Here is a 25329-nt window from a genome sequence, read left to right on the forward strand (position 1 = left end):
CAGGGCAGGCCGTGCAGCGACGATCACTTTACTGATTCATACGGCATCGCCGAGTTACTTTCGAGATCCCATGGAGGCGGCAACTCATCCTCTTGGGGGCACAAGTGACTGATCATCCGATTGAACGGTCTCCATCAACTGACCTGGAGACGGCCCTCGCCGCCATGACGGCCGCCCAGGGTTATGTGCAACAAGCCGACGCCAAGGTGAACACGCTCTTGGTCCTGCACACCGGCGGCACCGTGGCAGCGCTGGGTGTGCTGGGGGGAACCTCCGGGCGTACCGTCGTCGTCTGGGTGCTGCTCGCCCTGTTCGCCGTGGCCTTTCTGGTCTCCGGGTACCACGTGCTGCAGGCTCTGCGTCCCCGGATGGATCCGCCGGCGCTGCCCAGCCGGTTCGGCATCGTCGGGCCGCAGCCCGAGGGCACTGCCGCCCCTGAGACGCAGGCGGCGGAGGCGTGGGCGATGTCCCGGCTACTGTCCCGCATCGCCCTGTTGAAGAACCGCCATCTCGCCACGGCCACGCCCTGGGCCGGCGCGATGATCAGTTGCGCCGTGTTCGCGGCCTTGTTTCGAGGGTGATCGGGGCGAGGTCGGCGAAGCGGCGCAACCCCCGCAGATCGAGCACGGTCACCCCTCGGTAGTGCGGACGCACCAGCCCCTCGGCCTTGAGCCGACGCACGGCCTGCCCGACGGCGTCCTCGCCCGCACCGATCAGCCGACCGAGCTCGGGCTGCGAAAGCTCCACCCCGATCGAGGTACCGCCGTCCCCTGAGCGCCCCAGCAGATCCGCGAGTTCGACCAGCACCCTGGCCAACCGGATCGGCACACCATAGGCGACGAAGTCCAACCGGCGGCGATTCGCCGAGTCCAGTCGGTCGGCAAGCACCGCGGCCACGTGCTGGGCCGCCTCCGGGAAGCGACCGAGGAACGTCAGAAAGCGGTCGCTGGTGACCACGGCGACCCTCAGCGGCGTGCAGGCGGTGACCGTCGCCGACCTCGGTACCTTGCGCAGCGCCGCCTGCTCGCCGATCAGGTCACCGCTCACCCGGATGCTGAGCAGCGTCTCGGCTCCGCCCTCCAGGCCCGCGGTCACCTTCGCGCAGGCCACCGCCGTCGGGTCGGCGGGCTGGAGAAGCATGACATGCCGGCTCGACTCACCCTGGTGCAGCAGGACATCGCCGGCCTCGAAGGCCGCCGTCCGGGACAGCGCCAGCAGCTCCGCAGCCTGGTCAGCCGGAAGTCGATCCATGAACGAGCCGAGGGCCCAAAGTGGAGGGCCGTCAGTGCCACGTGTACTCACACCATGTATTGAACCCGCTGTGCTGCCAACGACAAAGCACGGCGCCATCCCCCAGCGGGACACTGGAACGGCTGAGGTCCCCTCGCACATGCGCGTGGGGACCTCGTCTGTGCCCCAGGCAGGATTCGAACCTGCGACACCAGCTTTAGGAGAGCTGTGCTCTATCCCCTGAGCTACTGGGGCATGGGCTCCACCCGGAGGCGAGGCCCAGGTCGGTGGGATCGCCACCTGACCGATGACAGACTAGCGGATCGGTCCGCCGAGGGTCGCTGCCGTTGCCGGTCGGGTACGCGTCGAGGCCCTCGGCGGTGGTCGTTCGGCCGGGGTGCGGGTCGGGGTGACTACGATCTGAGGGCGCGCGTCGTGCCGTCGGTCGGTGTCGGGGAGGGGTCACGCTGTTCGGGCTGCTGTCCCGCCTGCTGGCGTCCAGGCGGGCCGATGAGGACCGGTGGGACACCCGGCCGACGAGGGCGCACGTGCTCGCGGTGGTCCGCACCCTCACCTCGGCGACCCGGGTGATGGACGTGTTGCCGCTGCTGCGGGCGCGGGACGGGATCGAGCTGTACATCACGGTCAACCCGGGCTCGGCCTTCACCGCCGGGCTGGACGCGTACCTGGAGTCGCTGGACGGGATCACGGCGCTCAGCTGGTCGGCGGCCACCCGGCGGGGCTTCGACCTGGCGGTGGCTTGCACGGTGAACAGCTCGATGCGCCGGTTGCGGGCGCCGCTGGTGGTGCTGCCGCACGGGGCCGGGTACAACCGGTTGGTGCGTCCGACCACCGGTGACGACGTGTCGCCGGCCGGGCTCTCCCGGCAGGAGCTGACCTGGCGCGGGCGGGTGGTGCCGGCGGTGATCGGGCTCTCGCACGAGGAGCAGCTCGAACGGCTGCGCCGCTCCTGCCCGCAGGCGCTGCCGCTGGCCCGGGTGGTCGGCGACCCGTGCTTCGACCGGCTGCTGGCCAGCCTGGCCGAGCGCGACCGGTACCGGCGGCTGCTCGGCGCGGTCGGCGGGCGCCGGCTCGTGGTGGTCAGCTCGACCTGGAGCGAGCACTCGCTGCTCGGCCGCTGCCCCGACCTGCCGCTGCGGCTGGTGCGGGAGTTGCCGGCCGACGAGTACGCGGTGGCCGTCGTGCTGCACCCCAACATCTGGGCCCGGCACAACCCGCTGGACCTGCTGCGCGAGGCGGTGTCGGCCGGGCTGCTGGTGGTGCCGCCGCAGAACGGGTGGCAGGCGGCGCTGGTCGCGGCCGACTGGGTGGTCGGCGACCACGGCTCGGTCTCGCTCTACGGCGCCGCGCTGGACCGGGTCACCCTGCTGGCCGCCACCGGCGAGGCCGAGCTGGCCCCGGACTCCCCCAGCTACGCCTTCGGTCGCGGCGCCCCCGCGCTGGACCCGGCAGGACCGCTCGAGCCGCAGCTGCGCCGGGCCGCCGAGCAGCACCAGGAGGCCTCGGACAACGTACTGTTGACGCTCACTCAGCGCTCGCTGGGCGAGCGCGGCCACTCGGCCCGGATCCTGCGCGAGCTGCTCTACTCCTACCTGGCGAACGTCGAGGAGCCCAAGGAGGAGGCACACACCACGCCCTACCCGGATCCGGCCCCGGCCGACCTGGCCCGGGTGAGCGCCTACGACGTGCTCGGCGAGGCCACCGGTGATGACGGCGTGCGGATCCGCCGCTACCCGGTGGGCCCCGGACACCTGGCGGCCCGCGGTTTCTACGCCGTGACCGCCGAGGCCGGCCTGCGCCGCCGCCAGAGCGCCGAGGTGATCGCGCGCACCGAGCCCGGAGCGGATCCGGAGCCGCTGGTCTGGCTGGCCCGGGTGGCGGGCCAACTGCCGGGCCTGGCGGTCGCGGTGGCCGCCCTCGACGAGGACCGCCACCTGGTGCGGCTGCGCTCGGGGGTGGTCCTTCAGGCGCAGGCGGTGCGCCCCTGGGGGACGGCGAGCGCGCCGCTGGACCCGGTGCTGCTGGGGGCCGCGGTGGCGGTGCGTCAGCAGGAGGAGCTGGCGGGCCGGGAGCTGGTGATCGAGGCGGGGCGGCGGGTCAGGGTGCGCTTCACCGCTCGCCCGTAGCGCCCCCGGCCTCAGTCCGAGCAGTCCGCGCCGGGCAGCACCCCCGCAGCGCCGCGCAGTTCGCGGATCCGCTCCCGGCAGGCGCGGGCCAGCCCGGTGTCGCCCACCCGCTCGGCCAGCCCGGCCAGCAGCTCCAGCGCCTGGTCCGCCTTGAACCGGTGGCCCAGCCGCAGCGCCAGGTCGGCGGCCCCGGACAGTCGCTCGATCGCCGCCGCCGGCTGCCCCAGCGCCTCGTGGATCCGTCCGCGCAGGATGCCGAGCCGCATGATCATCACCTGGTCACCGGTCCGCTCGGCCAGCTCGGCGGCCCGCTCCGCCTCCGCCAGCGCCCGCGCCGGTGCCTCAGGTCGGTCGGGCACGGCGAAGAGCGCCTGGGCCAGGTTGTAGCTCTGCACCACGATGCCGTGCGTGTCACCGGCGTTGGCCTCCCGGGCCTCGGTGAACATCGCCACCGCTGCCTCGGCCCGGCCCTGCGCCAGGCAGAGCAGGCCCTGCGACTCGCGCAGCATGCCGGCCAGCCGCGAGTCCGTCACCCGGGGCAGCAACTCGCCGGCCAGCGCGAGCTGCGCGGCGGCGAGTTCGTGCTCGCCGAGCTCGTAGTGGGCGCGGGCGAGCTGGTTGCGCATCCGGATCTCCGCGTCCGGGCGGGCGTCCCAGCCGGCCGCCTCGACCCCCAGTTCGTGCGCCTCGATCCAGTCGGCGTAGAGCTTGCGGCCGTGGTAGAGCGGCCACAGCGACTCGCACAGCCGCCAGACGGCACCGTGCAGGCGCTGCGCGGCAGCCGCCCGCAGCAGCACCAGGATGGTCGCGCTCTCCCGCTCCAGCCAGTCGAGGTCCGGCGCGTGGTCCGTCAGCAGATCCGTCAGCAGGCCTGCGGCGGGCGGCTCCTGGAGGCGGAAGCGCTCGCCGAAGGAGCGGTCGGCGAGGGCGGTGCGGTGCAGGTAGTAGTCGAGCAGGCGGCGCTGCACGGCCGCGATCTCGGCGGCGCTCAGCGCTCCGGCGGCCCGGCGGGCGGCGTGCTCGCGGACCAGGTCGTGGCAGCCGAACCGGTCCTCGGCCGGGTCCTCCGGCGGCTCGCCGGCGACCGGCAGTTCGTCGATCAGGTGCGCGTCCAAAAGGTCGTCCAGCGCGGGATCGACCGGGCCACCGCCGGCGGCGACCTGGAGGACCTCGCGGGTGAACCGGGCCCCGGGCAGCACCCCGATCAGCTGGTAGAGCCCGCGGGCCGGTTCGGGCAGCCCGGCGCAGACCGCTTCGAGCGCGTCGTCCACCCCGTCCTGACGCGGCCGGTCGGCCAGCGCGGCCACCACCCGGCGGACCGTCAGCTGCCGGCGCCCGATCAGCTGCGAGCCGACCGCGTTCAGCGCCAGCGGCAGCCCGCCGCACCGGGTGACCAGCTCGGCCAGCTCCTCCTCCGTCCCGCGCCCGGACCCCAGCCAGCCGCGGACCAGCTCGCTGCCGGCCCCGGTGGTCAGCGGCGGCACGGTGAGCACCTGGGCGCCGTCCAGCGCCAGGTGCTCCAGGCGCCTGCGCCCCGCCACCACCGCCAGGCCGTCGCCCGGCAGCAGGGCGCGGACCTCGGCCGGCTGCTCCACGTTGTCGAGGAAGACCAGCAGCCGGCGGCCCTTGGTGATGCTGCGGAAGAGCGCGCTGCGCTCGGCCGCCGTGTCCGGGATGTACTCCTTCTCGACCTGCAGCGCGCGCAGGAAGCTACCGAGCACCTCGCCGAGGTCGACCGCGCCCTGGTGGCGGATCGCCGCCAGGTCGGCGTAGAGGTCGCCGTCCGGGAACTGCGCCCGCTCGCGCTCGGCCCACTGGGCGATCAGCTCGGTCTTGCCGACCCCGCCGAGGCCGGTGAAGGCGACGATGGACGGCCCGTGGCCGTGCCCGACACCGGCCAGCGCCTCGGTGAGCGCGGCCAGTTCGGCCGCCCGGTTGACAAAGGCCCGGCGCAGCGGCTGGATCTGCCGCGGCGTGACGTGCGGACGGTGCGGTGCACGGAAGTTGACGGTGACGTTCTGCCCCTGGACGAGCTGCTCGATCCGGCTGCCGCTGATCGAGTTGTTCACCGTCGGCCCCGGGCCGCTCATCTCGCCCTGCGGTGCCATCCGCCGCCCCTTCCGCCGTCCGCCCTGACCGCGACCCTCCGTACCAGCCTACGGGCCGGCCGGTCGCCGGGGGCGGAAACGGGCGGGGAGTCGGGAGCGGAGCCGGGCACGGACGCCGGCGGGGAGCAGATCCAGCGGGTCGAAGCTCCCGGGGCGGGCGCGGGTCAGCGGGTAGCAGGCGAGGCCGAGCAGGACGGCGCTGAAGTGGCCGACACTGGTGAAGTCGCGGGCGCGCAGCATCGCGATGCCGTAGAAGAGCAGCAGCCCGACCAGGTAGAGGTAGCGCCAGGGGCGGACGAGCAGGTAGACGAGCACCGCCTCGACGCCGGCCAGCGCGTAGCTGACGCCGTAGTCGAGGGTGAACCTGGCCCGCTCGGGGGCGTGGCCGTGCTTGATCGCCCAGTACAGCACGCCCTCGCTCAGGTAGGTGGCCCCCACGTGCGCGATGACCACCACGAGCAGCCAGCGGGCGGTGCCCAGCCAGCGTTCGGCGGGCGCCTGGAAGATGTTGTAGAGCACGAAGTAGAAGAACCAGCCGCCGCCGGCGATGTAGAAGGCGCTGGTGATCAGCACCCGGATCGGATCCGTGCCCAGCGCGTGCAGATTGGTGGAGCGGTGCTCCAGGATCCGGTGCTCCGCGTGCGGGGAGACATGGCGCAGCGCGACCGTGGTGGCGAAGAGGATCAGCAGCCAGATGTGGGTTCCTGGGGCGCTGCAGATGTAGGCCCAGTACCCGCGGAGCAGCCTGCCGACTCGGTGACCCATGGCCCCAGTCTCGGCGTTGAGCGCCCGGGCCGGAATCTTGCCACGCCCTAAGTATTGACGCGATGCCATCTAAGGGTCTGTCATATGTCACATTGCGTTTGAGTCTGTGTGCTTTTGATGGATTGTCTATCGCTCGGAGCCACCATGCCCACCGCCCGCCTCCCCCGCACCGGCACGCTCACCCTGACCCTCGCCCTGTCGATCACGCTCGCCCTGACCAGTTGCCTGACCGGCTGCTCCAGCAGCACGGGCATCCCCAAGGCGACCGGGCAGATCTCGCTCACCTACCTGCAGAAGCAGGGCGACCAGCAGTACTTCAAGGACGAGGCGGCCGGCGCCCGGGCCAGGGCCGCACAACTGGGGGTCGACCTCAAGATGGTGGACCTCGGCACCGACGCGAGCCGGACGGTCACCGAGTTGCAGGCCGCGATAGCCGCCAGGAGCCAGGGGGTGATCGTGGTGGCGCCGGACCCCTCGGTGGGTCCGCAGGTGGTACAGGCCGCCAAGGACGGCAGGGTCGCCCTGCTCGCCTCGGACGACCAGCTGTGCGGCGTGGCCACCGATCCGGCGGCCTGCGCGCACCAGGACCTGGTGCCCCGGGTCGGCTTCAGCGGCGAGCAGTTGGGGACCGCGGTGGGGCAGCGGGCGGCCCAGGAGTACCAGAAGGCCGGTTGGACCGCGGCCGACACCCGGATCATCTCCGCCTGGCAGCCGGACGTCTCGGTCTGCGGCGACCGGGTCAACGCCGCCGACGAGGCCTTCTTCGCCGCCGCCGGACGGCTGCGGGTGCTGGACGTGGCGACCGACAACACCGTCGCGGGCGCGCAGACCCAGGCCGCCGCCACCATCGCTGCCAACCGCGGCGTCAAGCACTGGGTGGTCTGGGGCTGCAACGACGAGAACGTCCAGGGCGGCATCAACGCGCTGCAGCGGGCCGGGGTCCGCGCGGACGACGTGATCGGCGTCGGCCTGGGCGCCTACCTGGCCTGCCAGGACTGGGGCAGCGGGCAGCCGTCCGGGATGCGGGCCGCGCTCTTCCTGAACGGCACCGAGGTCGGCGCGCTCGCGGTGCAGACCATGGTCGACCGGCTGCGCGGCGGCAAGGACTTCCCGGCCGAATCGCTCGCCCCGGCCGCCATGGTGGACGCCGGCAACTGGCAGTCCGGCGGCGTCAAGTGCTCCTGACGGCACGTCGGTTCCGGCCTTCCCGGGGCAACGCTTATCGATTGTTGATCGCCGCTGGCTAGCCTCGTCCGGGTGAACGAGACCAGCGCGACGACCCCGCCCGAGTGGTGCCAGCCCGGCGACCTGGAGAACTTCGTCCTGCTGCTGAGCGGCCTGCGGGAGTCGCTCGCGGAGGACCAGGGCGCACAGGACCAGGGCGCACAGGAGCAGAGCGCGCAGGTCGGGGGCGCGCAGGGGCAGAGCGCGCAGGTCGGGGGCGCGCAGGGGCAGGGCGCTCACGAGTAGGGGCGCGCCTCTCCGCCCCGTACATCGGGCGAACATCAGCGCTCCGTCAAGGAGGATTACAGGAGGTTACGAGAGGGTGGTGTGCCGATGGGCCGCCGGCATCCCCGCCCGCCGTACGTCCCCGCAAGCGCCGGCTCGTCGGTCTCCGCCCTGTCGGGCTGACGCGGTGTTCACAGCTCCCGACGCGGCTTGAGCAGGTCTTCGGCCGCCGCCGCCAGGGCTTCGGGCGGGCCCGTGACGGGTTTCCCAGTCACTCCACAGCGGGTCCTCAGTCGGGCCCGGGCGGCCGTGCGCGCCTTGCGGCGCCCGCCCGCGCGCTCCGGTCGGGCCCGGGCCGATGGTCATGACCTTCGTCGCGAGGTCGCTACCATCGGCACTGGTGAGGGACCCCGTGCCAGACATTCCCGGCGGACCGGCCCCGGGCCCTTGGGGCGGTTCTCACACCTACGTGATCGCCGCAATCCACGGTGGATGCGGCGCAACCCGAAAGGCTCGTACGTGACTGCGCCCCAGGAGCACTCCTTCGCCGACCTCGGCAAGGTGCTGGTCATCATTCCGACCTACAACGAGGCCGAGAACGTCGAACGGATCGTCTCGCGGGTCCGGACCGCCGTGCCCGAGGTGCACGTCCTGGTCGCCGATGACAACAGCCCCGACGGCACCGGCGGGATCGCCGACAAGATCGCCGAGCAGGACGGCAACGTCCAGGTCATGCACCGCAAGGGCAAGGAAGGCCTCGGCGCCGCCTACCTGGCCGGCTTCCACTGGGGCATCGACAACGGCTACGACGTCCTGGTCGAGATGGACGCCGACGGCTCGCACCAGCCCGAGGAGCTCTACCGCCTGCTGACCGCACTGCGCGGCGCCGACCTGGTGCTGGGCTCGCGCTGGGTGCCGGGCGGCAAGGTGGTCAACTGGCCCAAGTCGCGGCTGTTCCTCTCGCGCGGCGGCTCGACCTACTCGCGGCTGATGCTCGGGGTGCCGATCCGCGACGTCACCGGCGGCTACCGCGCCTTCCGCAAGGAGACGCTGCTGGGGCTGGGCATGGACCAGGTCGCCTCGGCCGGCTACTGCTTCCAGGTCGACCTGGCGTTCCGCTCGGTCTCCAGCGGCTTCAAGGTCGCCGAGGTACCGATCACCTTCGTCGAGCGCGAGCACGGCGCGTCCAAGATGAGCCGCAACATCGTCTTCGAGGCGCTCTGGCGGGTCACCGTCTGGGGCCTCCAGGCCCGGGTGGCCAAGCTCACCGGCAAGGGCGGCAGGAAGTAGTCGAGCAGCGGTGGACAGCGCGCGAAGGCCCGTACGTCTCGACGTACGGGCCTTCGCGCGTCTCACGCCCGGTCGGCCGGTGCGCCCGGCCGGGGCGGCGGATCGGTCAGTGCAGCCGGGCGAGCCGGGCGGCGATCGACGGCGGGGCCAGGTCGCGCTGGAGCGCGACCGGCACCTGGAGCCGGCCCGGGCCGTCGCCGGCGGTCAACGTGCCGACCACGGTGCCGGCCGGGGCGGTGTGGCCGATGCCGCCGGGCGTCCCGGTCAGCTTGAGAGTGGCGGAGGTGCCGGTGAAGCCGGGCACCGTGATGTCCTTGGTCGCCACCACCGGGAGCCGCCCGCCCAGCCCGTCGTCCAGGTAGCCGACCACCTCGCCCTGCTTGGCCAGGGTCTCGCCGGTCAGCGCCGACTGGCCGGCGGTGATGATCTTCGAGCTGACGGTCTGCGCGGCCCGCACGATGTCGTCGGTGGCGGTCTGCGGCTGGCCCAGGGTCACCCCGAGCAGCAGCTGCCGGGTGCCGCCGACGTCCTTGGTCGCCGCCCACATCAGGCAGCTGCCGGCCGGCGAGCTGGAGCCGGTCTTGGTGCCGATCACGCCGTTCTTGTTGAGCAGGTAGTTGGTGTTGATGATCTTGGTGCCGGCGATGGTGGCGCTCGGCTCGGCGACGATCTGCTGGAAGATGTCGTTCTGCACCACCACCTCGGCCAGCTTCAGCTGGTCCCGCGCGGTGCTCTTGGTGTTGGCGTCGTAGCCGGCCGCGTCCACGTAACTGGTGTGCGTCATGCCGAACTTGGCCGCCTGGTCGTTCATCTTCTTGACGAACGCGTCCTCCGAGCCGGCGTCCCAGCGGGCCAGCAGCCGGGCGATGTTGTTGGCGCTGGGCAGCATCAGCATCTCCAGCGCCTCGTACTCGCTGATCTGCTGGCCCTCGGTCACCTTGGCGGTGGACTGGTCGACGTTGCTGGACTCCTGGGCGGCGGCCTGGTCCACGGTGATCATCGGGCCGGACTGGCCCTTGGCCAGCGGGTGGTCGCGCAGGATCAGGTAGGCGTTCATCACCTTGGTCACGCTGGCGATCGGGACCGGGGTGTCCTTGGGACCCGAGCTGCCGAGGCTGCCCAGGCCCACCACCTCGGCGGCCGCCTGGCCCTTGGCCGGCCAGGGCAGCGCCAGCGGGTCGCCGCCGAAGGTGTAGGAGGTGGCGGCGGTCAGCTTCACCTGGGGCGCGGGCAGCGGGCGCAGCAGCTGGGCCACCCCGACGCCACCGGCCAGCACGCCGAGCAGCAGCGCGCTCACGGCGGCCCGCTTGAGCACGCGGCGCACCTTGGCGCCGGGCTGGGTGCTGGGGGCGGCGGGACCGACCGGCGCCTCCTCGTCCTGCTCGGGCGGCGCCGGGGGCAGCAGCGGGACGGGGGGCAGCGGCGCGGGGGCAGGCGGCAACGGTGCGGGGGCGGGCGCCGCGGGGGTGAGCACCAGGGGCGAGGGGGCGGACTCGGGCTGCGGCTCGGGCTCAGGCTCGGGCTCGACGCTCCGTTCAGCTGACGACACATCAGCTGACGCCGCCTCGTCCACCGCCTCGTCCACCGGCGCCGCCGGCTCCGTCCGCATCGCGAGACGCGGGTCGGCTGCCTGCGGCGTCTCCTCGGCAGCGTCGGCCGGTTCGGCCGCCTCGGGCTCGGGCAGCCGCAGGAAGGTGGTCTGCATGTCCGCATCCCGGACGCGCAGCTGGACGGTCGGCCCGCCCTTGACCACCGTCCCCTCCCCCTCCGGCGGCGCCGCGTCGGCCTCGGGCTGCTCCCGCTCCCCGTCCTGCACCTTCTCCGGGGCGTCGCCCACCTGTCCCGACCTCCTCTTTCGCAGTCACTGTGATGCGTCGCGGGGGTTCCACCGCCGCGGGTCCGACCTGTACAGTCTCCGCCACCACGGCTCGTTCGCACCCCGCCACACCCCGTCCGACCGGCGGTTATTCCGCGCAACCGGCTCGTCCCCGGCACAGACGTCACCCTCTCGGCCCCCGGTTCCCCCGCCGGCGAGACGCCTCGAAAGAGTTCCCGGCCCAAGGTCACGATTCGGAGGCGTACTCGACAAGTCCGTGTGAGAGGCGTCACGCTGTCATTCATCCACGCGGGGAGGCTTGGATGGGCAAGAGCCGTAGAACAATTCCCGAGGAACTCCTGCTGCTCGCTTTGGACCCGACCACGGGCACCACGGCGCAGCCGCAGACCCTCGACCTCGGACTCGCCGGGGCACAGCTCGTCGAGCTGTCCCTGGCCGGACGGATCGTCCCGGACGGTGACCGGATCGCCGTGGTGCTGCCACGGCCGACCGGTGATCCGACCCTGGACCACGCCCTGGAGCTGCTGCGCCGTCGCGGCAGCCCGGTGCGTGCCGTGCACTGGATCGGCGGGCCCCGGCTGGGGCTGCGGCAGACCTATCTGGCGCATCTGGAACGGTGCGGCATGGTCGCCGCCGTCCCGGGCCAGGTGTGCGGGGTGCTGCCGACGACGCGTTATCAGGCGTCGGACGACTGTACGAACGCTGCGATCAAGCAGCGGCTCGACACAGCCATCCGCACCGGCGTCCCACCGGATCCTCGGACGGCCGCGCTGGCCGCACTGGCGCACGCCGTCGGCCTGGGCAAGCACCTCTACCCGGGCAACGAGGGCAGATCCTCACGGTCGCGACTGCGCGACCTGATCCGCTACGACCCGCTCGGCGGCATGGTCGCGCACGCCGTGATGGACGTGCAGAACGGCCTGCCGGCCCAGACGGGCCGGACCGGCTCGACAGGCCGGGTCGCCCCGGCCGCCCGCACGGGCGGGGACCAGGTCCCACGAAGCCGCACCGAGCCCGCCGCACCCACCCGGGTCGGCGTGCGATGAACTGACGGCCCCACGGCCTACGGGGCGGTCGCTCCCGGCACCTGCCGGAAGCGACCGCCCCTGTGTCGTCCCCGGAGCCGGTCCGGTCGGCTGTCTCGGTCGGCTGTCTCGGTCGGCTTGTCTCGGCGGCTGCGGGACCCGCACTCCGCATACAGATCGCATTACCACTGAAATCGTCCCGGCGTGCGGCTTTCGCCCAGTCCGACGGTCGTCGAGCCATATCCCGGCGAGGAGCGGATCGGAGGTGACATGCTGCTGAGAAAGAGGGGGTTGGTCCCACTGTCCCAGCCGTCGAACGGCGACGGGCCGCTGCCTGCCCCGCCTCGCTGCCCAACCGCCACAAGCACCATAGAGGTCCCGCCGGAGGTCCCCGTGTCCGCCAGCAGCAACCCCACCGTCCGCCGCAGAAGGTTGGGCGCGCAACTGCGCCACCTGCGGGAGCAGCGAGGCATGACCGCCGAACAGGTGGCCGACGTCCTGATGGTCTCCCAGTCGAAGATCAGCCGGCTGGAGAACGGCCGACGCAGCATCAGCCCGCGCGACGTGCGCGACCTCTGCGAGCTCTACGAGGTCACCGACCCGAAGATGCGCAACAGCCTGCTGGAGATGGCCCGGGAGTCCAAGCAGCGCGGCTGGTGGAACGACTTCGGCGACATCCCCTACAGCGTCTACATCGGACTGGAGGCGGCGGCCTACTCGATCCGCGCCTACGAGTCCTCCTTCGTGCCCGGCCTGCTGCAGACCCGGGAGTACGCCGAGGCCGTGGTGCACGGCACCCAGCCGGACACCGCCACCGACGCGATCCGCCGCCGGGTCGAGGTGCGGCTCAAGCGGCAGGACCGGCTGACCGGTGCGGACCAGCTGTCCAGCTTCTGGTCCGTGATAGACGAGGCGGTGCTGGCCCGGGAGGTCGGCGGGCCCGCCGTGATGGGTCAGCAGTTGCGCCGGCTGCTGGAGACGAGCGAGCAGGCGAACGTGAACATCCAGGTCATCCCGTTCACGCGTGGGGCCCACCCCGGCATGACCGGGACATTCTCCCTGATGGAGTTCCCGGAGTCTGCCGATTCCACAGTTGTCTACTTCGAAGGGGTGACGAGCGACCTCTACCTCGAGAAGGAGGCTGACGTCCGCCGCTATACCGGTCTTTACGACCACCTGCGGGCGGCGGCCTTCGGAGTCGCCGAGTCGAGGTCACTGATCACCACCTATGCGGAGGTTTACGAGAATGAGCTCCAAGACCCTGACCGTTGACCCGACCTGGCGCAAGAGCAGCCACAGTGGCGGGAACGGCGCCTGCGTGGAGGTCGCGGTACCCGCGCCGGCCACCGTTGCGGTCCGGGACTCCAAGGACCCGTCCGGGCCTCGGCTGCACTTCTCGCGCGAGTCCTGGCACGCGTTCGCGGGGGCCGCGGGGCACGGCGCGTTCGGCGCGGTCTGAGCTCTGAGATCTGCGGCCTTACCTGTGGGGCCTGAGGCCTGACGCCGGCTCAGCCCGCCTGACGGGAGCGCTCACCCCACCGGGTAGCGCTCGCGCCAGGCCGGCCCGGCACCCGGGCCGTGCAGCTCGGCCCCGTGGCTCAACTCCAGCACCAGGTCGTCGGCGAGTTGCAGCACGGTCCCCCGCCCTTCCAGCTCGGCCACCCACTCGGCCGGCAACGCGGTCTCCCCGTGCACCGCACCCAGCAGGTTGCCGCAGACCGTCCCGGTCGAGTCGCTGTCCCCCGAGTGGTTGACCGCGAGCAGCAGCCCGGTCCGCACGTCCTCGGCGACCAGCGCGCAGTACACCCCGATCGCCAGTGCCTCCTCGGCCACCCAGCCCTCCCCCAGCGAAGCCACCCGCTCCGCCGACGGCTCGCCGGCCCGCACCGCCGCCAGCGCCCCGCGCAGCGCCGCCGCGGTCTCCTCGTGGCCGGGCCGCTCGGCGAGCAGCGCGAGCGCCAGCTCGACCCCCTCCTCCACCGCCCCGCCGCGCAGCACGGCGTGCACGATCACCGCCAGCGCCCCGGCGGAGAGGTAGCCGGTCGGATGGCCATGCGTCAGCACCGAACACTCGACGGCGAGTTGGAAGACCAGGCCGGGCTCCCAGCCGAGCAGCAGCCCGAACGGCGCCGCCCGCATCACCGTGCCGCACCCCTTGGAGTGCGGGTTCTTCGGCGCCGCCACGGTGCCGAGCCGCTCGGCGTCCGGTCCGGAGAGCCCGGACAGGCAGGCCGAGCCCGGCGCCCGGCGCGCGTACAGCCACTCCTCGCGCCCGAGCCAGCCGAGGTCGCGGCGGCGCTCGTCCGGTCCCCAGTCGTGCTGGGTGGCCGCCCAGCGCAGGTAGGCGTGGTGCACGTCGGTTGGCGGGTGCCAGCCGGCGCCGCTGCCCTGGCGGACATGGGCCCGGATGAGTCCGTCCACCGTGAAGAGGGACATCTGGGTGTCATCGGTGACGGCGCCGCGCCTGCCGTACGCCGTGACGAACCCGGTCACCCCGTCCGGACCGTGGTCGGACCGGATCTTGTCGAGCGCGTCGAACTCGATGCCGGCGCCGAGCGCGTCACCGATCGCCCCGCCGAGCAGACAGCCGCGCACCCGGCTGCGATAGTCCTGCTGCTGGGCGCGCGACCACAGGGGTATCACGGGGATGACGGCCTTCCACTGGACGACTGGGCTCACCCGGGAGGCCTCCCCCCGGCGACACCGCACTGTAATTCGTCTCGGTGACGGCTGGCGACGCCCGGGTCACAACTCACCGCTGCGACCCGGGCCTCAGGGCCCACGGCATCAGGTTCGCGGCGTAACGCTCACGGCGTCAGCCGGTTCGGCCCCCGGAAGAGGAACACCGCGTCGCGCAGCGAGCCCAGCCCGAGCAGCACCATCAGCATCCGGCCCAGGCCCATCCCGAAGCCGCCGTGCGGCGGGCAGCCGTAGCGGAAGCAGTTCAGGTAGTCCGTCAGCGGCTCGGTCCGCATGCCCTTCTCCGCCGCCTGCTCGACCAGCACCTCGTAGCGGTGCTCGCGCTGGGCCCCGGTGGTGACCTCCAGGCCCTTCCAGAGCAGGTCGAAGCTGAGCGTCAGGTCGGGCCGTCCGGCCGGCCGGGCGTGGTAGAACGGCCGGATCTCGGCCGGGTAGTGGGTGACGAAGACGAACTCGTGCCCCGTCTGCTCCCGCACATGGCCCGCCAGCGCCCGCTCGCCCTCCGGGTCGAGGTCGACCTTGGCGCCCTCCGGGTCCCAGCCGAGTTCCTCGCGCAGGATCCGGTGCGCCTCGGCCATGGTGATCCGCGGGAACGGCAGGCTCGGCACCGTCACCTCGACGCCGAACTCCTCGCGGATCGCGGCGCCGTGGCGCTCGGCGACCCGGCCGAGGGCGTGCGCGATCATCTCCTCCTCGAACCGCTGCACCTCCTCGACGTCGGTGGTCCAGGCGAGTTCGACGTCGACGCCGGTGAACTCGGTGGCGTGCCGGGAGGTGAACGAGGGTTCGGCGCGGAAGACCGGGCCGATCTCGAAGACCCGGTCGATGCCGCTCGCGATCGCCATCTGCTTGTAGAACTGCGGCGACTGGGCCAGGTAGGCCTTGCCCCCGAAGTAGCCCAGCTCGAAGACCTCGGCACCGGACTCGGAGGCCGTGCCCATCAGCTTCGGGGTGTGCAGCTCGGTGCAGCCCGCGCCGTACGCGTAGTCGCGCAGCCCCGCCTCGAAGGTGGTCTGCACGGCGAACAGCAGCTGGGCCGCCGGACGGCGCCGGATGTCCAGGAACCGCCAGTCCAGCCGGGGTTCGGGCCCCGAGTGCTCGTCGATCGGCAGCGGGGCGGTGGCCCGGTTCAGCACCTCGACCGACTCGGGGATCAGTTCCAGGCCGCCCAGCTTGACCACCGGGTTGGCCACCACCCGGCCGGTGATCCGGACGGCGGATTCGGTGGTGAGGCCGTCCAGGACGGCGGTCAGCTCGTCGTCCGCCTTGCGGTGCGTCACCTGGACGATGCCGCTCTGGTCGCGGACCAGCACGAACTGCATCGTGCTCTGCAGGCGCAGGGTGTGCACCCAGCCCGCGACGGTGACCGTCCGGTCAGGCTGCTCGGTGCGTTCGCGCAGGTCAGCGACCATGGTGCGCTCGATGGGGTGGATCATCGCAGTCCTCCGGGGACCTCGGCTGATCCCTTGGAAGTGCGGGCGAGAAGGGTGACTCGCGGTACCACCGCACTTTCACCGCCACCCGGCCGCTGGTCTCGCCGGGCAGTGGCCTCTTGCACTGCTCAGCGCTCCGGAGTGTCTTCACCGTGGGGCACGAGACCGCCTTCACAGCTGCCGGCGGCTCTCTCGGCTCGCGGAATCCCGCGGTTACTCGTCTCCATCAACGCGCTGAGTCAGGACAATAGGCAGTCCCACCGTGGCTCCGCAAGTCACTTCCGGCCCGCCCACCGATGAGCTGACGGTGTCTCAGATCACGTCCGCCAGCTCGCGCAGCAGCTTGGCCTTGGCCCGGGCACCCACCATCACCTTCACCGGCTCGCCGCCCTTGAAGACCATCAGGGTGGGCATCGAGAGCACGCCGTAGGCGGCCTGCATCTCGGGGTTGGTGTCCACGTCCAGCGAGACCACCTTGAGCCGCTGCGCCTCCTCGGCCGCCACCGCCGCCAGCACCGGTGCGATCATCCGGCACGGCGGGCACCAGTCGGCGGTGAAGTCCACCAGCACCGGCAGCTCGGCCGCGAGCACCTCGGCGGCGAAGCTCGCGTCCGTCACCTCCTTCACCAGCTCGGTCGTCTGCTCGGTCGTCGTGTCGGTCATCTACTCGCCCTCTCCGGTCGGCTTCGTCGACAGTTCGCACCGGGGCTCGGCATCCGCGCTCGCCACCTCCAGCTCGGCGCGGGCCAGTTGCCCCGCCACCTGGGCACGCACCGCGCCGAGCCGGGCCAGGCAGTCGTCCAGCTCGGCCAGCTTGCGCCGGTACACCTCCAGTGAGGCCGGGCAGGCATCCCCCGCCTGGTGCCCCGCTTGCAGGCACTCCACGAACGGGCGGGTGTCCTCCAGCTCGAAGCCGAAGTCCTGGAGCAGCCGGATCTGCCGGACCAGCCGCAGATCCTCCTCGCCGTACGCCCGGTACCCGTTCCCGGTGCGTCGAGCGGTCAGCAGCCCGCGTGACTCGTAGTACCGCAGGGTGCGCGTGGTGGTTCCCGCCCGCTCCGCCAGTTCCCCGATCCGCATCCCATGGCCTCCTGCCCGCTCGATCCCCTCGACCGTAGACCTTGACCCTGACGTCAACGCCAGCAGCGGACGCCACCCGGCTCAGACCACCTCGCTGCCACCGGAGCCGGCATCGTGCGGGGCCTCGGGCTCGACGCGGGTGCCGAGGGCGCGCAGGCCGGCGATCACATCGTGTTCGGTCGGGGCGTGCTCCGGATCGAGGAGCCACTGGGTCATCACCCCGCTGAGCAGGGCCGTCTGGACACCGCCGAGGCTGCGCTCGGTGGCCTCGTCCACCTCGTCCTCCGGCACTCCCGAGAGCAGCGCGGCCATCCCGCGGCGCCCCTCCCGATGGGCCGCGGTCAGCAGTTCGCCCAGCTTCGGGTTCTGTTCGACCAGGACGACCGCCTCCAGCGAGGCGAGCCAGAGCGACCGGTCGGCGGTGAACGACTTGATCATCTCCCGCCACAGGGCCTCGTACTGCTGCTGCCGGGTGGCCTGCGGGTCCAGTGACGCGGCGACGGCCTCGCCGATCCGCTCGCCCCACTCGTCCATAGCCTGCACGAAGGCGGCGGTCAGCAGCGCGTCCCGGGAGCCGAAGTGGTAGCCGATCGCCGCATGGTTCACCCCGGCGGCGGCGGCGATGTCGCGGACGGTGGTGCGCGACCACCCCTTGTCCTTCAGGCACTGCACGGCGCCCGTCAGCAGATCCTCGCGGTTTCCCATGTCCGGATCCTAGCGCAGCCGTCATCCAAGCGGTTCAACCGATCGGTTTATCCACATGGATTGACCAAGCGGATAAGAGCGCCCTACGGTGGAGCCACAGGCCGCGAGGCAAGAGCCCGCAAGGGCGACATGAGGGGGCACCCATGACCACCGACACCACCGTGCTGATCTCCGGCGCCGGCATCGCCGGCCCGTCCCTGGCCCACTGGCTCCGGCGCTTCGGCTTCGTGCCGACCGTCGTGGAGCAGGCGCCCGGGCTGCGGGACAGCGGCGGCGCCGTCGACTTCCGCGGCGCCCAGGTGGAGGTCCTGCGGCGGATGGACATCCTGGCGGCCGTCCAGGCCCAGCAGACCGCGATGGGCGCCCAAGTGGTCATCGACGGCGACGGGGAGCCGCTGGTCAACCTGCCGTCGGCGTTCTTCAGCGGCGAGGTCGAGATCGAGCGCGGGGATCTCGCCCGGATCCTCTACGACCTGACCCGGGACACCACCGAGTACGTCTTCGGCGACAGCATCACCTCGCTGGCCGAGACCACCGACGGAGTGGACGTCACCTTCCGGCACGGCGCCCCCCGCACCTTCGACCTGGTGGTCGGCGCCGACGGCATGCACTCGGCCGTGCGGCGGCTCGCCTTCGGCGACGAGTCCCGCTTCCGCCAGGACATGGGCTACTGCTTCGCCGGCTTCACCGCCCCCAACCACCTCGGGCTGGACCACAGCGGCGTGATCTACAACGTCCCCGGCCGGGGCGCACTGGTCAGCAGCTCCCGCGACAGCTCCCGGGCGGGTGTCGGATTCGTCTTCGCCGCACCGGAGTCGCCCTACGCCCGGCACGACCAGGCGGAGCAGAAGCGGATCGTCGCCGACGCCTTCGCCGGGGCGGGCTGGCGGACGGACGCGCTGGTCGAGCTGATGCACGACGCCGACGACCTCTACTTCGACTCGCTCAGCCAGATCCACCTGGACAGCTGGTCCCGGGGCAGGGTGGTGCTGCTCGGCGACGCCGCCTGGTGCGCCGGGCCCGGCGGCTCGGGCACCGGCCTGGCGATGATCGGCGCGTACGTCCTGGCCGGCGAGCTGGTCGCCGCGCCCGGCGACCACGGCCTCGCCTTCGCCCGCTACGAGGAGCGGCTGCGCCCGGGCGCCGAGCTCGGCCAGAAGCAGGCCAAGGGCGCCGGGCCCTTCCTCGCCCCGCCGACCGAGCGGAAGATCCGCCGGCGCAACCGCTTCTACAAGCTGCTCTCCTCGCGGTTGCTGGCCGGCGCCTTCAACCGGCTGACCGCGGGCGCGGCCAACTCCGTGCCGGTCCCCGACTACCCGGAGCCCGTTGCCCTGGTGGCGAGTTGACGGCCGTGCGACCGCGCCGGTCCGGCGGGGCGCCCCCGTCGGAGCGCGTCGGTCAGATCGCGTCGAGCCGGGCCAGCTCCTCGCCGGTCAGCCGCAGGGCACCGGCCGCCAGGTTCTCGACCAGGTGGTCCGGATTGCCGGTGCCCGGGATCGCCAGCACGTGCGGCCCCTGCTGCAGGGTCCAGGCCAGCCGCACCTGGGCGGCCGAAGCCCCGTGCGCCGCCGCGATGTCGAGCACCGCCTGGTCCTCCGCCCCGCCGGCGCCGCCCTCGCGCCCCTCCCCCGCGATCGCGAAGAACGGCACGAACGCCACGCCCTGCTCCCCGCAGATCCGCAGCACCTCGCGCTGTTCGGCCGTGGCACCGATGCCGAATCGGTTCTGCACGCAGACCACCGGCGCGACGGCCTGAGCGGCGGCGAGCTGCTCGGCGCTGGCGTTGGAGACGCCCAGGTGCCGGATCAGCCCCGCCTCGCGCAGCTCGGCCAGCGCGCCGAACCGCTCGACGAACGGTTCCACCGCTGGGCGATTGTTCCGCAGGTTCACCACATCGAGGTGGTCCCGGCCGAGCTGGCGCAGGTTCTCCTCCACCTGCCCACGCAACTGCGCCGGCTCGGCCCACCACCACTCGCCGCCGCTGTCGCGGCCCGGCCCGACCTTGGTGGTGATCACCAGGTCCTCCGGGTAGGGCGCGAGAGCGGTGTTGATCAGCTCGTTGGCGGAGCGGAGCGAGGAGAAGTAGAAGGCCGCGGTGTCGATGTGGTTCACCCCGAGCTCCACCGCCCGCCGCAGCACCCCGAGCGCCCGCTCGCGCTCACTGGGCGTGCCGAGGTCGAAGGGGCCGCTGCCGGTGAGGCGCATGGCGCCGAAGCCGAGCCGATTGACCGTCAGGTCGCCGAGCTGCCAGGTGCCGGCCGAGGACGCGGTGATCGTCTGGGGAGTCATGCCGGGGAGTAAATCACAGCTTCGCGAAATATCCCAAGGTGTTAACTATCGGGCGGATTACCCGAATTGATAACGAGCGAGGGGCTCGCGGAGTTCCCGTTGAACGGGTTTTCGCCGGACCATTCCCGGCGCCGTGGCCAGTGCCCAACGCGGTCGGGGCGGTCGGGCTGACATCCGGAGAGCTCTGTATTACAGTTGGAATATGAGCGATAAAGCCAAGCTGAGCATCAGCCTCGACGAAGCGCTCGGGGCCAGACTGCGAGAGGTCGCCGCGCAGCGCCAGGAGCAGATCTCCACGGTTGTCACGCATGCTTTGATCGACTATTTCACCACCGAGCAGCGTCGTCTCGACGGCCTTGTCGCCATGGAGGAGTACCAGCACGAGCACGGCGCCTTCACTGCGGACGAACGCCGCGCGGCCTCGGAACGAGTGGACGAGCTCATGGGCTGGTCCGCCAGTCCCGGACGGCAGAGCGCGTGAGCGCCATCGTCTATGACACCGGGGCACTGATCGCCGCCGAAAGGAACCGCCGCACCTTCGTGGCGCAGCACGAGACCCTGCTCGCCGCGCGGGTGCGGCCCCTGGTGCCGGCCGGCGTGCTGGCCCAGGCGTGGAACGCCCGCCCCTCCTCGGCGGTGCTGCATCGAGTACTGCGCGGCTGCGAGGTGCTGCCGCTCACCGAGTCGCGGGCCAAGGCGGCCGCCGAACTCTGCCACCGCGCCGGGAGCAATGACGCGGTGGATGCCAGTGTCGTCCTCACCGCGATCGAGTACCTCGACGCGCCGATCCTCACCGACGACCTCGGGGACCTCGGCAAGCTGGTCGACGCCTCTGGACACACGAGGATCAGAGTCGCCCGCCCGTAGGGCACAGGGCTGGGCGATCCTGTCGGCGCCTGACTTTCCAGCCCTCCACTCCCTAGCCCTCCACTCCCCAGCCCTCCGCATGACGCAGTCGGCGCACCGAAGCGTCCGCCAGCGGGGCCACCGCCGCGAAACCGGCCACCAGGCCGGCGACGATGGTCACCCGGGCGCCGCCGAAGGCGTGGGCCAGCGGGCCGACGGAGAGCTGGCCGATCGGGATCGCGAGGTAGCTGAGCAGGTCGCCGCAGGAGGAGACCCGGGAGAGCACGGACGCGGGCACGTGCTCCTGCAGCGAGGTGTCCCAGGCGATGCCGGTGACGGACGAGCCCAGCCCGCCGGTGAAGGCGGCGGCGATCAACCACGGCGCGTCCAACCCGGCCCCGAGCGCGAGCAGCAGCAACGTACCTAGCGCGCAGGCAAGTTGACCAAGCCGCAACAGATGACGGACCGTCACCCGGTACATCAGCACGCTGGTCAGCAGCAGCCCGAGGCCGCGCGCGCTCAGCACGAAGCCCCAGGTCGCCGCAGAGCTGCGCTGTTGGGTGAGCAGCGGGCCCAGGATCTGCCAAGTGCCGGTCTGCACCAGGTTGATGACGAAGAAGGCCCAGCTGCCCAGCCAGACCCAGCGGATCCGGCGGAACTCCGTCCAGCCCTGGCGGATGTCGCCGAGCAGCGAGGCGCTTCGGGGCAGCGGATCGGCCTCGGCCGCCGCCAACCTCGCCAGGCAGCCCGCCGCCAGCAGATAGCTCAGCGCGTCGAGAGCGATCGCCGGACCGCCGCCCACCCCCACCACCAGCAGACCCGAGACGCTCGGCCCGAGGATCTTGGTGGCGTTGCGGGTCGACCCGAGCAGCGCGTTCGCCCGCTGGAGCTGGGCCGTCCCGACCAACTGCGGCACCACACCACGCAACGCCGGCGTGGTGAACGCGGCCAGCACCCCGTTGAGCAGTTCCAGCGCCGCCACCGGGAGCAGCGCGTAGTGGCCGGTGAGCAGCAGTGCGGCGACCGCGCCCTGGGTGAGGGCCGAACCCAGATTGGCCGTCACCAGTACCGTCCGGCGCGGAAACCGGTCGGCGGTGGCCCCGCCCACCAGCAGGAACGCCAGCATCGGCACCATGCGGGCGGCCAGCACCAGGCCGAGGTCCCCGCTGCGCCCGGAGGCGTCCAGCACCGCGAACGCCAGAGCGACCGGCGCCATCGAGCTGCCGAGCAGCGAGACCGACTGGCCGGTGAAGAACCAGCGGAAGGCAGGGGTGCGCAGGGGTGACGGGCTCATCCGCCCGAGTGTTCGCCGGCCGGCCGGCCCGGACTATCGTTTCGGCAGGAGGCGAAAGCGACGGGGGACGGAAGCGACAGGCGACGAAGGAGACGGGGACGAAGGATGACGCTGCTGCGGTTGAGCCCGCTGGCCCTGTCCCGCTCCCGGTTCGCACTCTCGCCGCTCGCCGAGACGCTGGGGACGCTGATCGAACTGGGCAAGTCGCAGCCGGACCCGTCGTTCGCCGCCTGGCACGCCCGCCACCACCCGGTGTTCACCGCCGCGATCGCCACCGACCCGTTCGCCCGAGGCCTGGTGCGGCTGCTCAGCTCCACCAAGTGGTTGCCCGAGCATGTCGTCCTGCCGCCCCTGGACGGCATGCGCACCACGTTGGGCCCCGAGCTGGCCCGGGTCGCCGCCTTCTCCGACCAGCGGGTGCGGGCCCAGCTGGAGCAGTCGGTCGCGCACAGCTGGCAGCGCCACGACCTGAGTTGGCTCGCCGGCACCGGCTGGGCCGTGCGGACGGCCGAGCTGCTCCGCGCCGTCTGGGTCGGCCATGTCGAGCCCGACTGGCCACGCCGGCGGGCGGTGCTGGAGCGCGACGTCACCTACCGGGCCGGCCTGCTGGCCGCCTACGGCTGGCCGGGCGCGCTGCGGCAGATGAGCCGCCGCAGCACCTGGGTCGGCGCCGACGCGATCCGCTTCAGCAATCAGTCGTTCCCCGACCGTGTGGTGGGCGACGAGGGCATGCTCTTCGTCCCGGTGAGCGTCTCCAGCGGCACCTGGCTCTGCGAGGGGCCGTCCGGGCAGTACGCCCAGGTCTATCCCGCCCGCGGCTTCGCCACCTTGTCGGCCGTCCGCCCGCCCCGGGCGCTGGCCCGCCTGCTGGGCCCGGGGCGGGCGGCCGTCCTGCACGAACTGGCCGTCCCGGCCACCACCAGTGAACTCGCCGCCCAGCTCAGCCAGTCGGTCGGCACCATCGGCGGCCACCTGGCCGTCCTGCGCGAGGCGGACCTGGTGGCCGGCACCCGGGTCGGGCGGCGGGTGGTGTACCGGCGCACGGAGTTGGGCGAGCTGCTGGTCGGCGAGCGAGCCGACTGAAACCCCCAGGGCTTCGCGTTACCAGGGCAGGGTGCCCTCGGCGTAGAAGTAGCCGCCCGTGGGGCCGTCCGGGCCCACCTGTGCCATCCGCACGATGATCTCGGCGCCCTGCTCGACGGTCTGGATGCCGGTGTTCCCGTTCAGGTCGGTCTTGGTGAAACCCGGCTCGACCGCGTTGATCCGCATGGCCGGGAACGCCTTCGCGTACTGCACCGTGATCATGTTGACCGCGGCCTTCGACGCCGGATAGGCCACCCCCGGGTAGGCGTAACCCGGTGTGCCCGGGGTGCTGGCCACGGTCAGCGAGGCCAGTCCGCTGCTCACGTTGACCACGACCGGTGCGGCCGAACGCTCGAGCAGCGGGAGGAACGCGTGGGTGACGCGCACCAGGCCGAACACGTTCGTCTCGAAGGTCGTCCGCATCAGGTCGGCGGTCACGTCCGCGGCGCCGATCACCGCGTTGCCGTCGCCCCGCTCCTCGATGCCGGCGTTGTTGACCAGGATGTCCAGCCCGCCGCCGGCCTCGATGGCCTGGACGGCGGCCCGCACGGACGCGTCGTCGGTGACGTCGAGCTGGACGGCCCGCGCGCCCAGTTGCTCGGCGGCCCGGCGCCCGCGTTCGGCGTCCCGGCTCCCGAGGTAGACGGTGTGGCCCGCGGCGACGAGTCGGCGGGCGGTCTCGAACCCGAGACCCTTGTTCGCTCCGGTGATCAGTGTCGCTGTCATGCCTCCACGATGCGGCGCGGCCGCGCGGTCAGCCAGACGTCCCGGCTTCCTGGGACTGCCAGTACCAGGACGATCCGGGCGGCGCGGTGCACAGTGGGTGTCATGGCGACCACGGAGTTCGGGCACACGGTGCGACGCTGGCGCGACCGGATCTCCCCGGAGGCGGCCGGCCTGCCCGTCGGCGGCCATCGCCGCGCGGCCGGCCTGCGCCGCGAAGAACTCGCCCTGCTGGCCGGGATCTCGGTCGACTACGTCACCCGCCTCGAACAGGGCCGGGCCGCCAACCCCTCGGAGCAGGTCGTCGAGGCCCTCGGCCGGGCCCTGCGCGTCTCCGCGGCCGAGCGCGAGCACCTGTTCCACGTCGCCGGCCTGGTGCCACCGGGCCAGGGCACGGTGCCCGCCTACATCACACCGAGCGTTCAGCGGCTGCTGGACCGCCTGACCGGCACACCCGTCGCGGTCAGCGACGCGACCTGGACGCTGCTGCTGGCCAACCCGCTGTACACGGCGCTGATGGGCCGGTTCCACGGCAACGAGCGCAACGCGGTGTGGCGCAACTTCCTCGGCTCCGGCACCCGCGTGCGCCACACCCCGCAGTCCCGGCGCGCCCTCGAAGCCGCCCAGGTCGCCCAGCTGCGCGCGACGGCCAACCGCTACCCGGCGGACCAGCGCCTGCGCCGCCTGATCGCCGAACTGCGCGCCAACAGCCCCCGGTTCGCCGAACTCTGGGACTCCGGAGCCGTGAGCCGGCACGAGGCGTCGCGCAAGACCATCGACCACCCGCAGGTGGGCCCGCTGACGCTGGACTGCGACGTGCTCAGCGTCGCCGGCAGCGACCTGCGCATCATGATCTACACGGCCGAGCCCGACACCGAGGACGCGCAACGGCTGGCGCTGCTCGCGGTGCTGGGCACGCAGACGTTCGTCGGGTAGCGGCGTGACCGTTGGGCTCGTCAATCGTCAACTGGCCTGGGGAGCCGGAGACAGAAGCTCACCTTGCAGTGTCAGACCTGTTGACGATCGTTCGGAGTTCGCGGGCGCTTCGGGGTGACAGTGCGTTCATCACCGTGTCGAGGAGGGCGCGGGCTTCCAGCGGATCGCCGCAGCAGTACCAGTGCACGTTGCCCCACTCGTCGTCGTGCCACAACTGGCGCTCAGGGCAGCGGGCGTAGTCCCTCCACAGGCGTACGGCGGCGGTGACATCCCCCGGTAGCAGGTAACTCCGGGTGCGCTCGAGGCGGGCGATCTCGGAGAGCGCCCGCGAGGAGACACCGTCGATCACCGGCCTTGACCCCCGTGCCCGGCGCAGGGGGAGACTGGCC

Annotated in this window: 26 protein-coding genes and 1 tRNA gene; 13 read left to right on the forward strand and 14 right to left on the reverse strand. The window is 72.2% G+C overall.

Features of this window, described 5'->3' with window-relative positions; translation table 11 throughout:
• The first annotated feature begins 164 nt into the window (after positions 1 to 164).
• A complete protein-coding gene (locus P3T41_RS11590; protein WP_280689606.1) occupies positions 165 to 581 on the forward strand; it encodes a hypothetical protein in 417 nt (138 codons plus the stop codon).
• On the opposite strand, the gene P3T41_RS11595 is transcribed toward P3T41_RS11590, so the two are convergent.
• Together P3T41_RS11595 and P3T41_RS11600 are read right to left on the reverse strand one after the other, a co-directional pair.
• On the reverse strand, positions 544 to 1251 hold the full coding sequence (locus P3T41_RS11595; RefSeq protein ID WP_280689607.1) for a Crp/Fnr family transcriptional regulator: 708 nt from the start codon (positions 1249 to 1251) through the stop codon (positions 544 to 546). The two genes, P3T41_RS11590 and P3T41_RS11595, sit on opposite strands and share 38 nt — an antisense overlap.
• 161 nt (positions 1252 to 1412) lie before the next feature.
• Positions 1413 to 1485 (reverse strand) — tRNA-Arg (locus P3T41_RS11600).
• 293 nt (positions 1486 to 1778) lie between these two features.
• Between P3T41_RS11600 and P3T41_RS11605 the strand changes: the two genes are divergently transcribed.
• Positions 1779 to 3377 carry a hypothetical protein gene (locus P3T41_RS11605; RefSeq protein ID WP_280689608.1) on the forward strand — a complete coding sequence of 533 codons (1599 nt, stop codon included), beginning with the start codon at positions 1779 to 1781 and terminating at the stop codon, positions 3375 to 3377.
• Between the two features lie 11 nt (positions 3378 to 3388).
• Here the strand turns inward: P3T41_RS11605 and P3T41_RS11610 are convergent, their stop codons facing one another.
• A complete protein-coding gene (locus P3T41_RS11610; RefSeq protein WP_280689609.1) occupies positions 3389 to 5485 on the reverse strand; it encodes a hypothetical protein in 2097 nt (698 codons plus the stop codon).
• A 48-nt stretch (positions 5486 to 5533) separates the two neighbouring features.
• The gene (locus P3T41_RS11615) at positions 5534 to 6250 is read right to left on the reverse strand and encodes a rhomboid-like protein (protein WP_280689610.1); all 717 of its coding nucleotides are present in this window, start codon (positions 6248 to 6250) and stop codon (positions 5534 to 5536) included.
• A 144-nt stretch (positions 6251 to 6394) separates the two neighbouring features.
• On the opposite strand from P3T41_RS11615, the gene P3T41_RS11620 reads away from it, so the two are divergent.
• The 3 genes from P3T41_RS11620 (at position 6395) to P3T41_RS11630 (ending at position 8989) form a co-directional block, all read left to right on the forward strand.
• Positions 6395 to 7435, forward strand: a complete 1041-nt coding sequence (locus tag P3T41_RS11620; RefSeq protein WP_280689611.1) for a substrate-binding domain-containing protein — start codon at positions 6395 to 6397, stop codon at positions 7433 to 7435.
• A 72-nt stretch (positions 7436 to 7507) separates the two neighbouring features.
• Positions 7508 to 7720 carry a hypothetical protein gene (locus tag P3T41_RS11625; protein WP_280689612.1) on the forward strand — a complete coding sequence of 71 codons (213 nt, stop codon included), beginning with the start codon at positions 7508 to 7510 and terminating at the stop codon, positions 7718 to 7720.
• 471 nt (positions 7721 to 8191) lie between these two features.
• Complete coding sequence (locus P3T41_RS11630; RefSeq protein ID WP_280689613.1) at positions 8192 to 8989, forward strand: polyprenol monophosphomannose synthase; 798 nt, start codon at positions 8192 to 8194, stop codon at positions 8987 to 8989.
• Between the two features lie 106 nt (positions 8990 to 9095).
• Here P3T41_RS11630 and P3T41_RS11635 read toward each other — a convergent pair whose 3' ends face one another.
• Positions 9096 to 10826, reverse strand: a complete 1731-nt coding sequence (locus tag P3T41_RS11635) for a D-alanyl-D-alanine carboxypeptidase (RefSeq protein WP_280689614.1) — start codon at positions 10824 to 10826, stop codon at positions 9096 to 9098.
• Positions 10827 to 11128: 302 nt separating this feature from the next.
• Between P3T41_RS11635 and P3T41_RS11640 the strand changes: the two genes are divergently transcribed.
• From P3T41_RS11640 to P3T41_RS11650, 3 genes are all read left to right on the forward strand, one after another.
• Positions 11129 to 11872 carry a GPP34 family phosphoprotein gene (locus P3T41_RS11640; protein ID WP_280689615.1) on the forward strand — a complete coding sequence of 248 codons (744 nt, stop codon included), beginning with the start codon at positions 11129 to 11131 and terminating at the stop codon, positions 11870 to 11872.
• 372 nt (positions 11873 to 12244) lie between these two features.
• Positions 12245 to 13123, forward strand: a complete 879-nt coding sequence (locus P3T41_RS11645) for a helix-turn-helix transcriptional regulator (RefSeq protein WP_280689616.1) — start codon at positions 12245 to 12247, stop codon at positions 13121 to 13123.
• Entirely contained in the window at positions 13098 to 13310 is a 213-nt protein-coding gene (locus P3T41_RS11650) for a DUF397 domain-containing protein (protein ID WP_280689617.1), read from the forward strand. Before P3T41_RS11645 ends, P3T41_RS11650 begins: the two co-directional genes overlap by 26 nt.
• A gap of 71 nt (positions 13311 to 13381) precedes the next feature.
• Here the strand turns inward: P3T41_RS11650 and P3T41_RS11655 are convergent, their stop codons facing one another.
• The 5 genes from P3T41_RS11655 to P3T41_RS11675 form a co-directional block, all read right to left on the reverse strand.
• The gene (locus tag P3T41_RS11655) at positions 13382 to 14494 is read right to left on the reverse strand and encodes an ADP-ribosylglycohydrolase family protein (RefSeq protein WP_280689875.1); all 1113 of its coding nucleotides are present in this window, start codon (positions 14492 to 14494) and stop codon (positions 13382 to 13384) included.
• Positions 14495 to 14658: 164 nt separating this feature from the next.
• A complete protein-coding gene (gene aspS, locus P3T41_RS11660) occupies positions 14659 to 15987 on the reverse strand; it encodes an aspartate--tRNA(Asn) ligase (protein WP_280689618.1) in 1329 nt (442 codons plus the stop codon).
• A 309-nt stretch (positions 15988 to 16296) separates the two neighbouring features.
• Positions 16297 to 16647 carry a thioredoxin gene (gene trxA / locus P3T41_RS11665; protein ID WP_280689619.1) on the reverse strand — a complete coding sequence of 117 codons (351 nt, stop codon included), beginning with the start codon at positions 16645 to 16647 and terminating at the stop codon, positions 16297 to 16299.
• A complete protein-coding gene (locus P3T41_RS11670) occupies positions 16648 to 17064 on the reverse strand; it encodes a MerR family transcriptional regulator (protein ID WP_280689620.1) in 417 nt (138 codons plus the stop codon).
• Positions 17065 to 17145: 81 nt separating this feature from the next.
• A complete protein-coding gene (locus P3T41_RS11675) occupies positions 17146 to 17769 on the reverse strand; it encodes a TetR/AcrR family transcriptional regulator (RefSeq protein WP_280689621.1) in 624 nt (207 codons plus the stop codon).
• Between the two features lie 143 nt (positions 17770 to 17912).
• Between P3T41_RS11675 and P3T41_RS11680 the strand changes: the two genes are divergently transcribed.
• On the forward strand, positions 17913 to 19115 hold the full coding sequence (locus P3T41_RS11680; protein WP_280689622.1) for an FAD-dependent monooxygenase: 1203 nt from the start codon (positions 17913 to 17915) through the stop codon (positions 19113 to 19115).
• A 52-nt stretch (positions 19116 to 19167) separates the two neighbouring features.
• Here the strand turns inward: P3T41_RS11680 and P3T41_RS11685 are convergent, their stop codons facing one another.
• A complete protein-coding gene (locus P3T41_RS11685) occupies positions 19168 to 20058 on the reverse strand; it encodes an aldo/keto reductase (protein ID WP_280689623.1) in 891 nt (296 codons plus the stop codon).
• Between the two features lie 202 nt (positions 20059 to 20260).
• Here P3T41_RS11685 and P3T41_RS11690 point away from each other — a divergent pair, with 202 nt between their 5' ends.
• Together P3T41_RS11690 and P3T41_RS11695 are read left to right on the forward strand one after the other, a co-directional pair.
• Positions 20261 to 20539: a hypothetical protein gene (locus tag P3T41_RS11690; RefSeq protein WP_280689624.1), complete on the forward strand. Its 279-nt coding sequence runs from the start codon at positions 20261 to 20263 to the stop codon at positions 20537 to 20539.
• On the forward strand, positions 20536 to 20925 hold the full coding sequence (locus tag P3T41_RS11695) for a PIN domain-containing protein (protein WP_280689625.1): 390 nt from the start codon (positions 20536 to 20538) through the stop codon (positions 20923 to 20925). The genes P3T41_RS11690 and P3T41_RS11695 overlap by 4 nt, the downstream gene beginning before the upstream one ends.
• A 52-nt stretch (positions 20926 to 20977) precedes the next feature.
• Here P3T41_RS11695 and P3T41_RS11700 read toward each other — a convergent pair whose 3' ends face one another.
• On the reverse strand, positions 20978 to 22198 hold the full coding sequence (locus tag P3T41_RS11700) for an MFS transporter (protein WP_280689626.1): 1221 nt from the start codon (positions 22196 to 22198) through the stop codon (positions 20978 to 20980).
• Between the two features lie 105 nt (positions 22199 to 22303).
• Between P3T41_RS11700 and P3T41_RS11705 the strand changes: the two genes are divergently transcribed.
• Positions 22304 to 23281: a helix-turn-helix domain-containing protein gene (locus P3T41_RS11705; RefSeq protein ID WP_280689627.1), complete on the forward strand. Its 978-nt coding sequence runs from the start codon at positions 22304 to 22306 to the stop codon at positions 23279 to 23281.
• 18 nt (positions 23282 to 23299) lie between these two features.
• Here P3T41_RS11705 and P3T41_RS11710 read toward each other — a convergent pair whose 3' ends face one another.
• A complete protein-coding gene (locus P3T41_RS11710; protein WP_280689628.1) occupies positions 23300 to 24007 on the reverse strand; it encodes an SDR family NAD(P)-dependent oxidoreductase in 708 nt (235 codons plus the stop codon).
• A gap of 102 nt (positions 24008 to 24109) precedes the next feature.
• Between P3T41_RS11710 and P3T41_RS11715 the strand changes: the two genes are divergently transcribed.
• Positions 24110 to 24940 (forward strand): helix-turn-helix transcriptional regulator, encoded by an 831-nt coding sequence (locus P3T41_RS11715; protein ID WP_280689629.1) that lies wholly within the window; start codon positions 24110 to 24112, stop codon positions 24938 to 24940.
• A gap of 58 nt (positions 24941 to 24998) precedes the next feature.
• Here P3T41_RS11715 and P3T41_RS11720 read toward each other — a convergent pair whose 3' ends face one another.
• Positions 24999 to 25289 (reverse strand): hypothetical protein, encoded by a 291-nt coding sequence (locus P3T41_RS11720; RefSeq protein ID WP_280689630.1) that lies wholly within the window; start codon positions 25287 to 25289, stop codon positions 24999 to 25001.
• Between the last annotated feature and the right edge of the window lie 40 nt (positions 25290 to 25329).

The sequence above is a fragment of the Kitasatospora sp. GAS204B genome (genome assembly GCF_029892155.1).
Taxonomy (GTDB): domain Bacteria; phylum Actinomycetota; class Actinomycetes; order Streptomycetales; family Streptomycetaceae; genus Kitasatospora.

Bases quoted from the DNA above. Each gene is read 5' to 3' on its own strand.
- P3T41_RS11690 (WP_280689624.1), top strand. From the start codon at position 20,261: ATGAGCGATAAAGCCAAGCTGAGCATCAGCCTCGACGAAGCGCTCGGG.
- P3T41_RS11595 (WP_280689607.1), bottom strand. From the start codon at position 1,251: ATGGATCGACTTCCGGCTGACCAGGCTGCGGAGCTGCTGGCGCTGTCC.
- P3T41_RS11680 (WP_280689622.1), top strand. From the start codon at position 17,913: ATGACCACCGACACCACCGTGCTGATCTCCGGCGCCGGCATCGCCGGC.
- P3T41_RS11715 (WP_280689629.1), top strand. From the start codon at position 24,110: ATGGCGACCACGGAGTTCGGGCACACGGTGCGACGCTGGCGCGACCGG.
- P3T41_RS11675 (WP_280689621.1), bottom strand. From the start codon at position 17,769: ATGGGAAACCGCGAGGATCTGCTGACGGGCGCCGTGCAGTGCCTGAAG.
- P3T41_RS11640 (WP_280689615.1), top strand. From the start codon at position 11,129: ATGGGCAAGAGCCGTAGAACAATTCCCGAGGAACTCCTGCTGCTCGCT.
- P3T41_RS11590 (WP_280689606.1), top strand. From the start codon at position 165: ATGACGGCCGCCCAGGGTTATGTGCAACAAGCCGACGCCAAGGTGAAC.
- aspS (WP_280689618.1), bottom strand. From the start codon at position 15,987: ATGATCCACCCCATCGAGCGCACCATGGTCGCTGACCTGCGCGAACGC.
- P3T41_RS11700 (WP_280689626.1), bottom strand. From the start codon at position 22,198: ATGAGCCCGTCACCCCTGCGCACCCCTGCCTTCCGCTGGTTCTTCACC.
- P3T41_RS11650 (WP_280689617.1), top strand. From the start codon at position 13,098: ATGAGCTCCAAGACCCTGACCGTTGACCCGACCTGGCGCAAGAGCAGC.
- P3T41_RS11630 (WP_280689613.1), top strand. From the start codon at position 8,192: ATGCGGCGCAACCCGAAAGGCTCGTACGTGACTGCGCCCCAGGAGCAC.
- trxA (WP_280689619.1), bottom strand. From the start codon at position 16,647: ATGACCGACACGACGACCGAGCAGACGACCGAGCTGGTGAAGGAGGTG.
- P3T41_RS11685 (WP_280689623.1), bottom strand. From the start codon at position 20,058: ATGACTCCCCAGACGATCACCGCGTCCTCGGCCGGCACCTGGCAGCTC.
- P3T41_RS11705 (WP_280689627.1), top strand. From the start codon at position 22,304: ATGACGCTGCTGCGGTTGAGCCCGCTGGCCCTGTCCCGCTCCCGGTTC.
- P3T41_RS11710 (WP_280689628.1), bottom strand. From the start codon at position 24,007: ATGACAGCGACACTGATCACCGGAGCGAACAAGGGTCTCGGGTTCGAG.
- P3T41_RS11670 (WP_280689620.1), bottom strand. From the start codon at position 17,064: ATGCGGATCGGGGAACTGGCGGAGCGGGCGGGAACCACCACGCGCACC.
- P3T41_RS11615 (WP_280689610.1), bottom strand. From the start codon at position 6,250: ATGGGTCACCGAGTCGGCAGGCTGCTCCGCGGGTACTGGGCCTACATC.
- P3T41_RS11620 (WP_280689611.1), top strand. From the start codon at position 6,395: ATGCCCACCGCCCGCCTCCCCCGCACCGGCACGCTCACCCTGACCCTC.
- P3T41_RS11610 (WP_280689609.1), bottom strand. From the start codon at position 5,485: ATGGCACCGCAGGGCGAGATGAGCGGCCCGGGGCCGACGGTGAACAAC.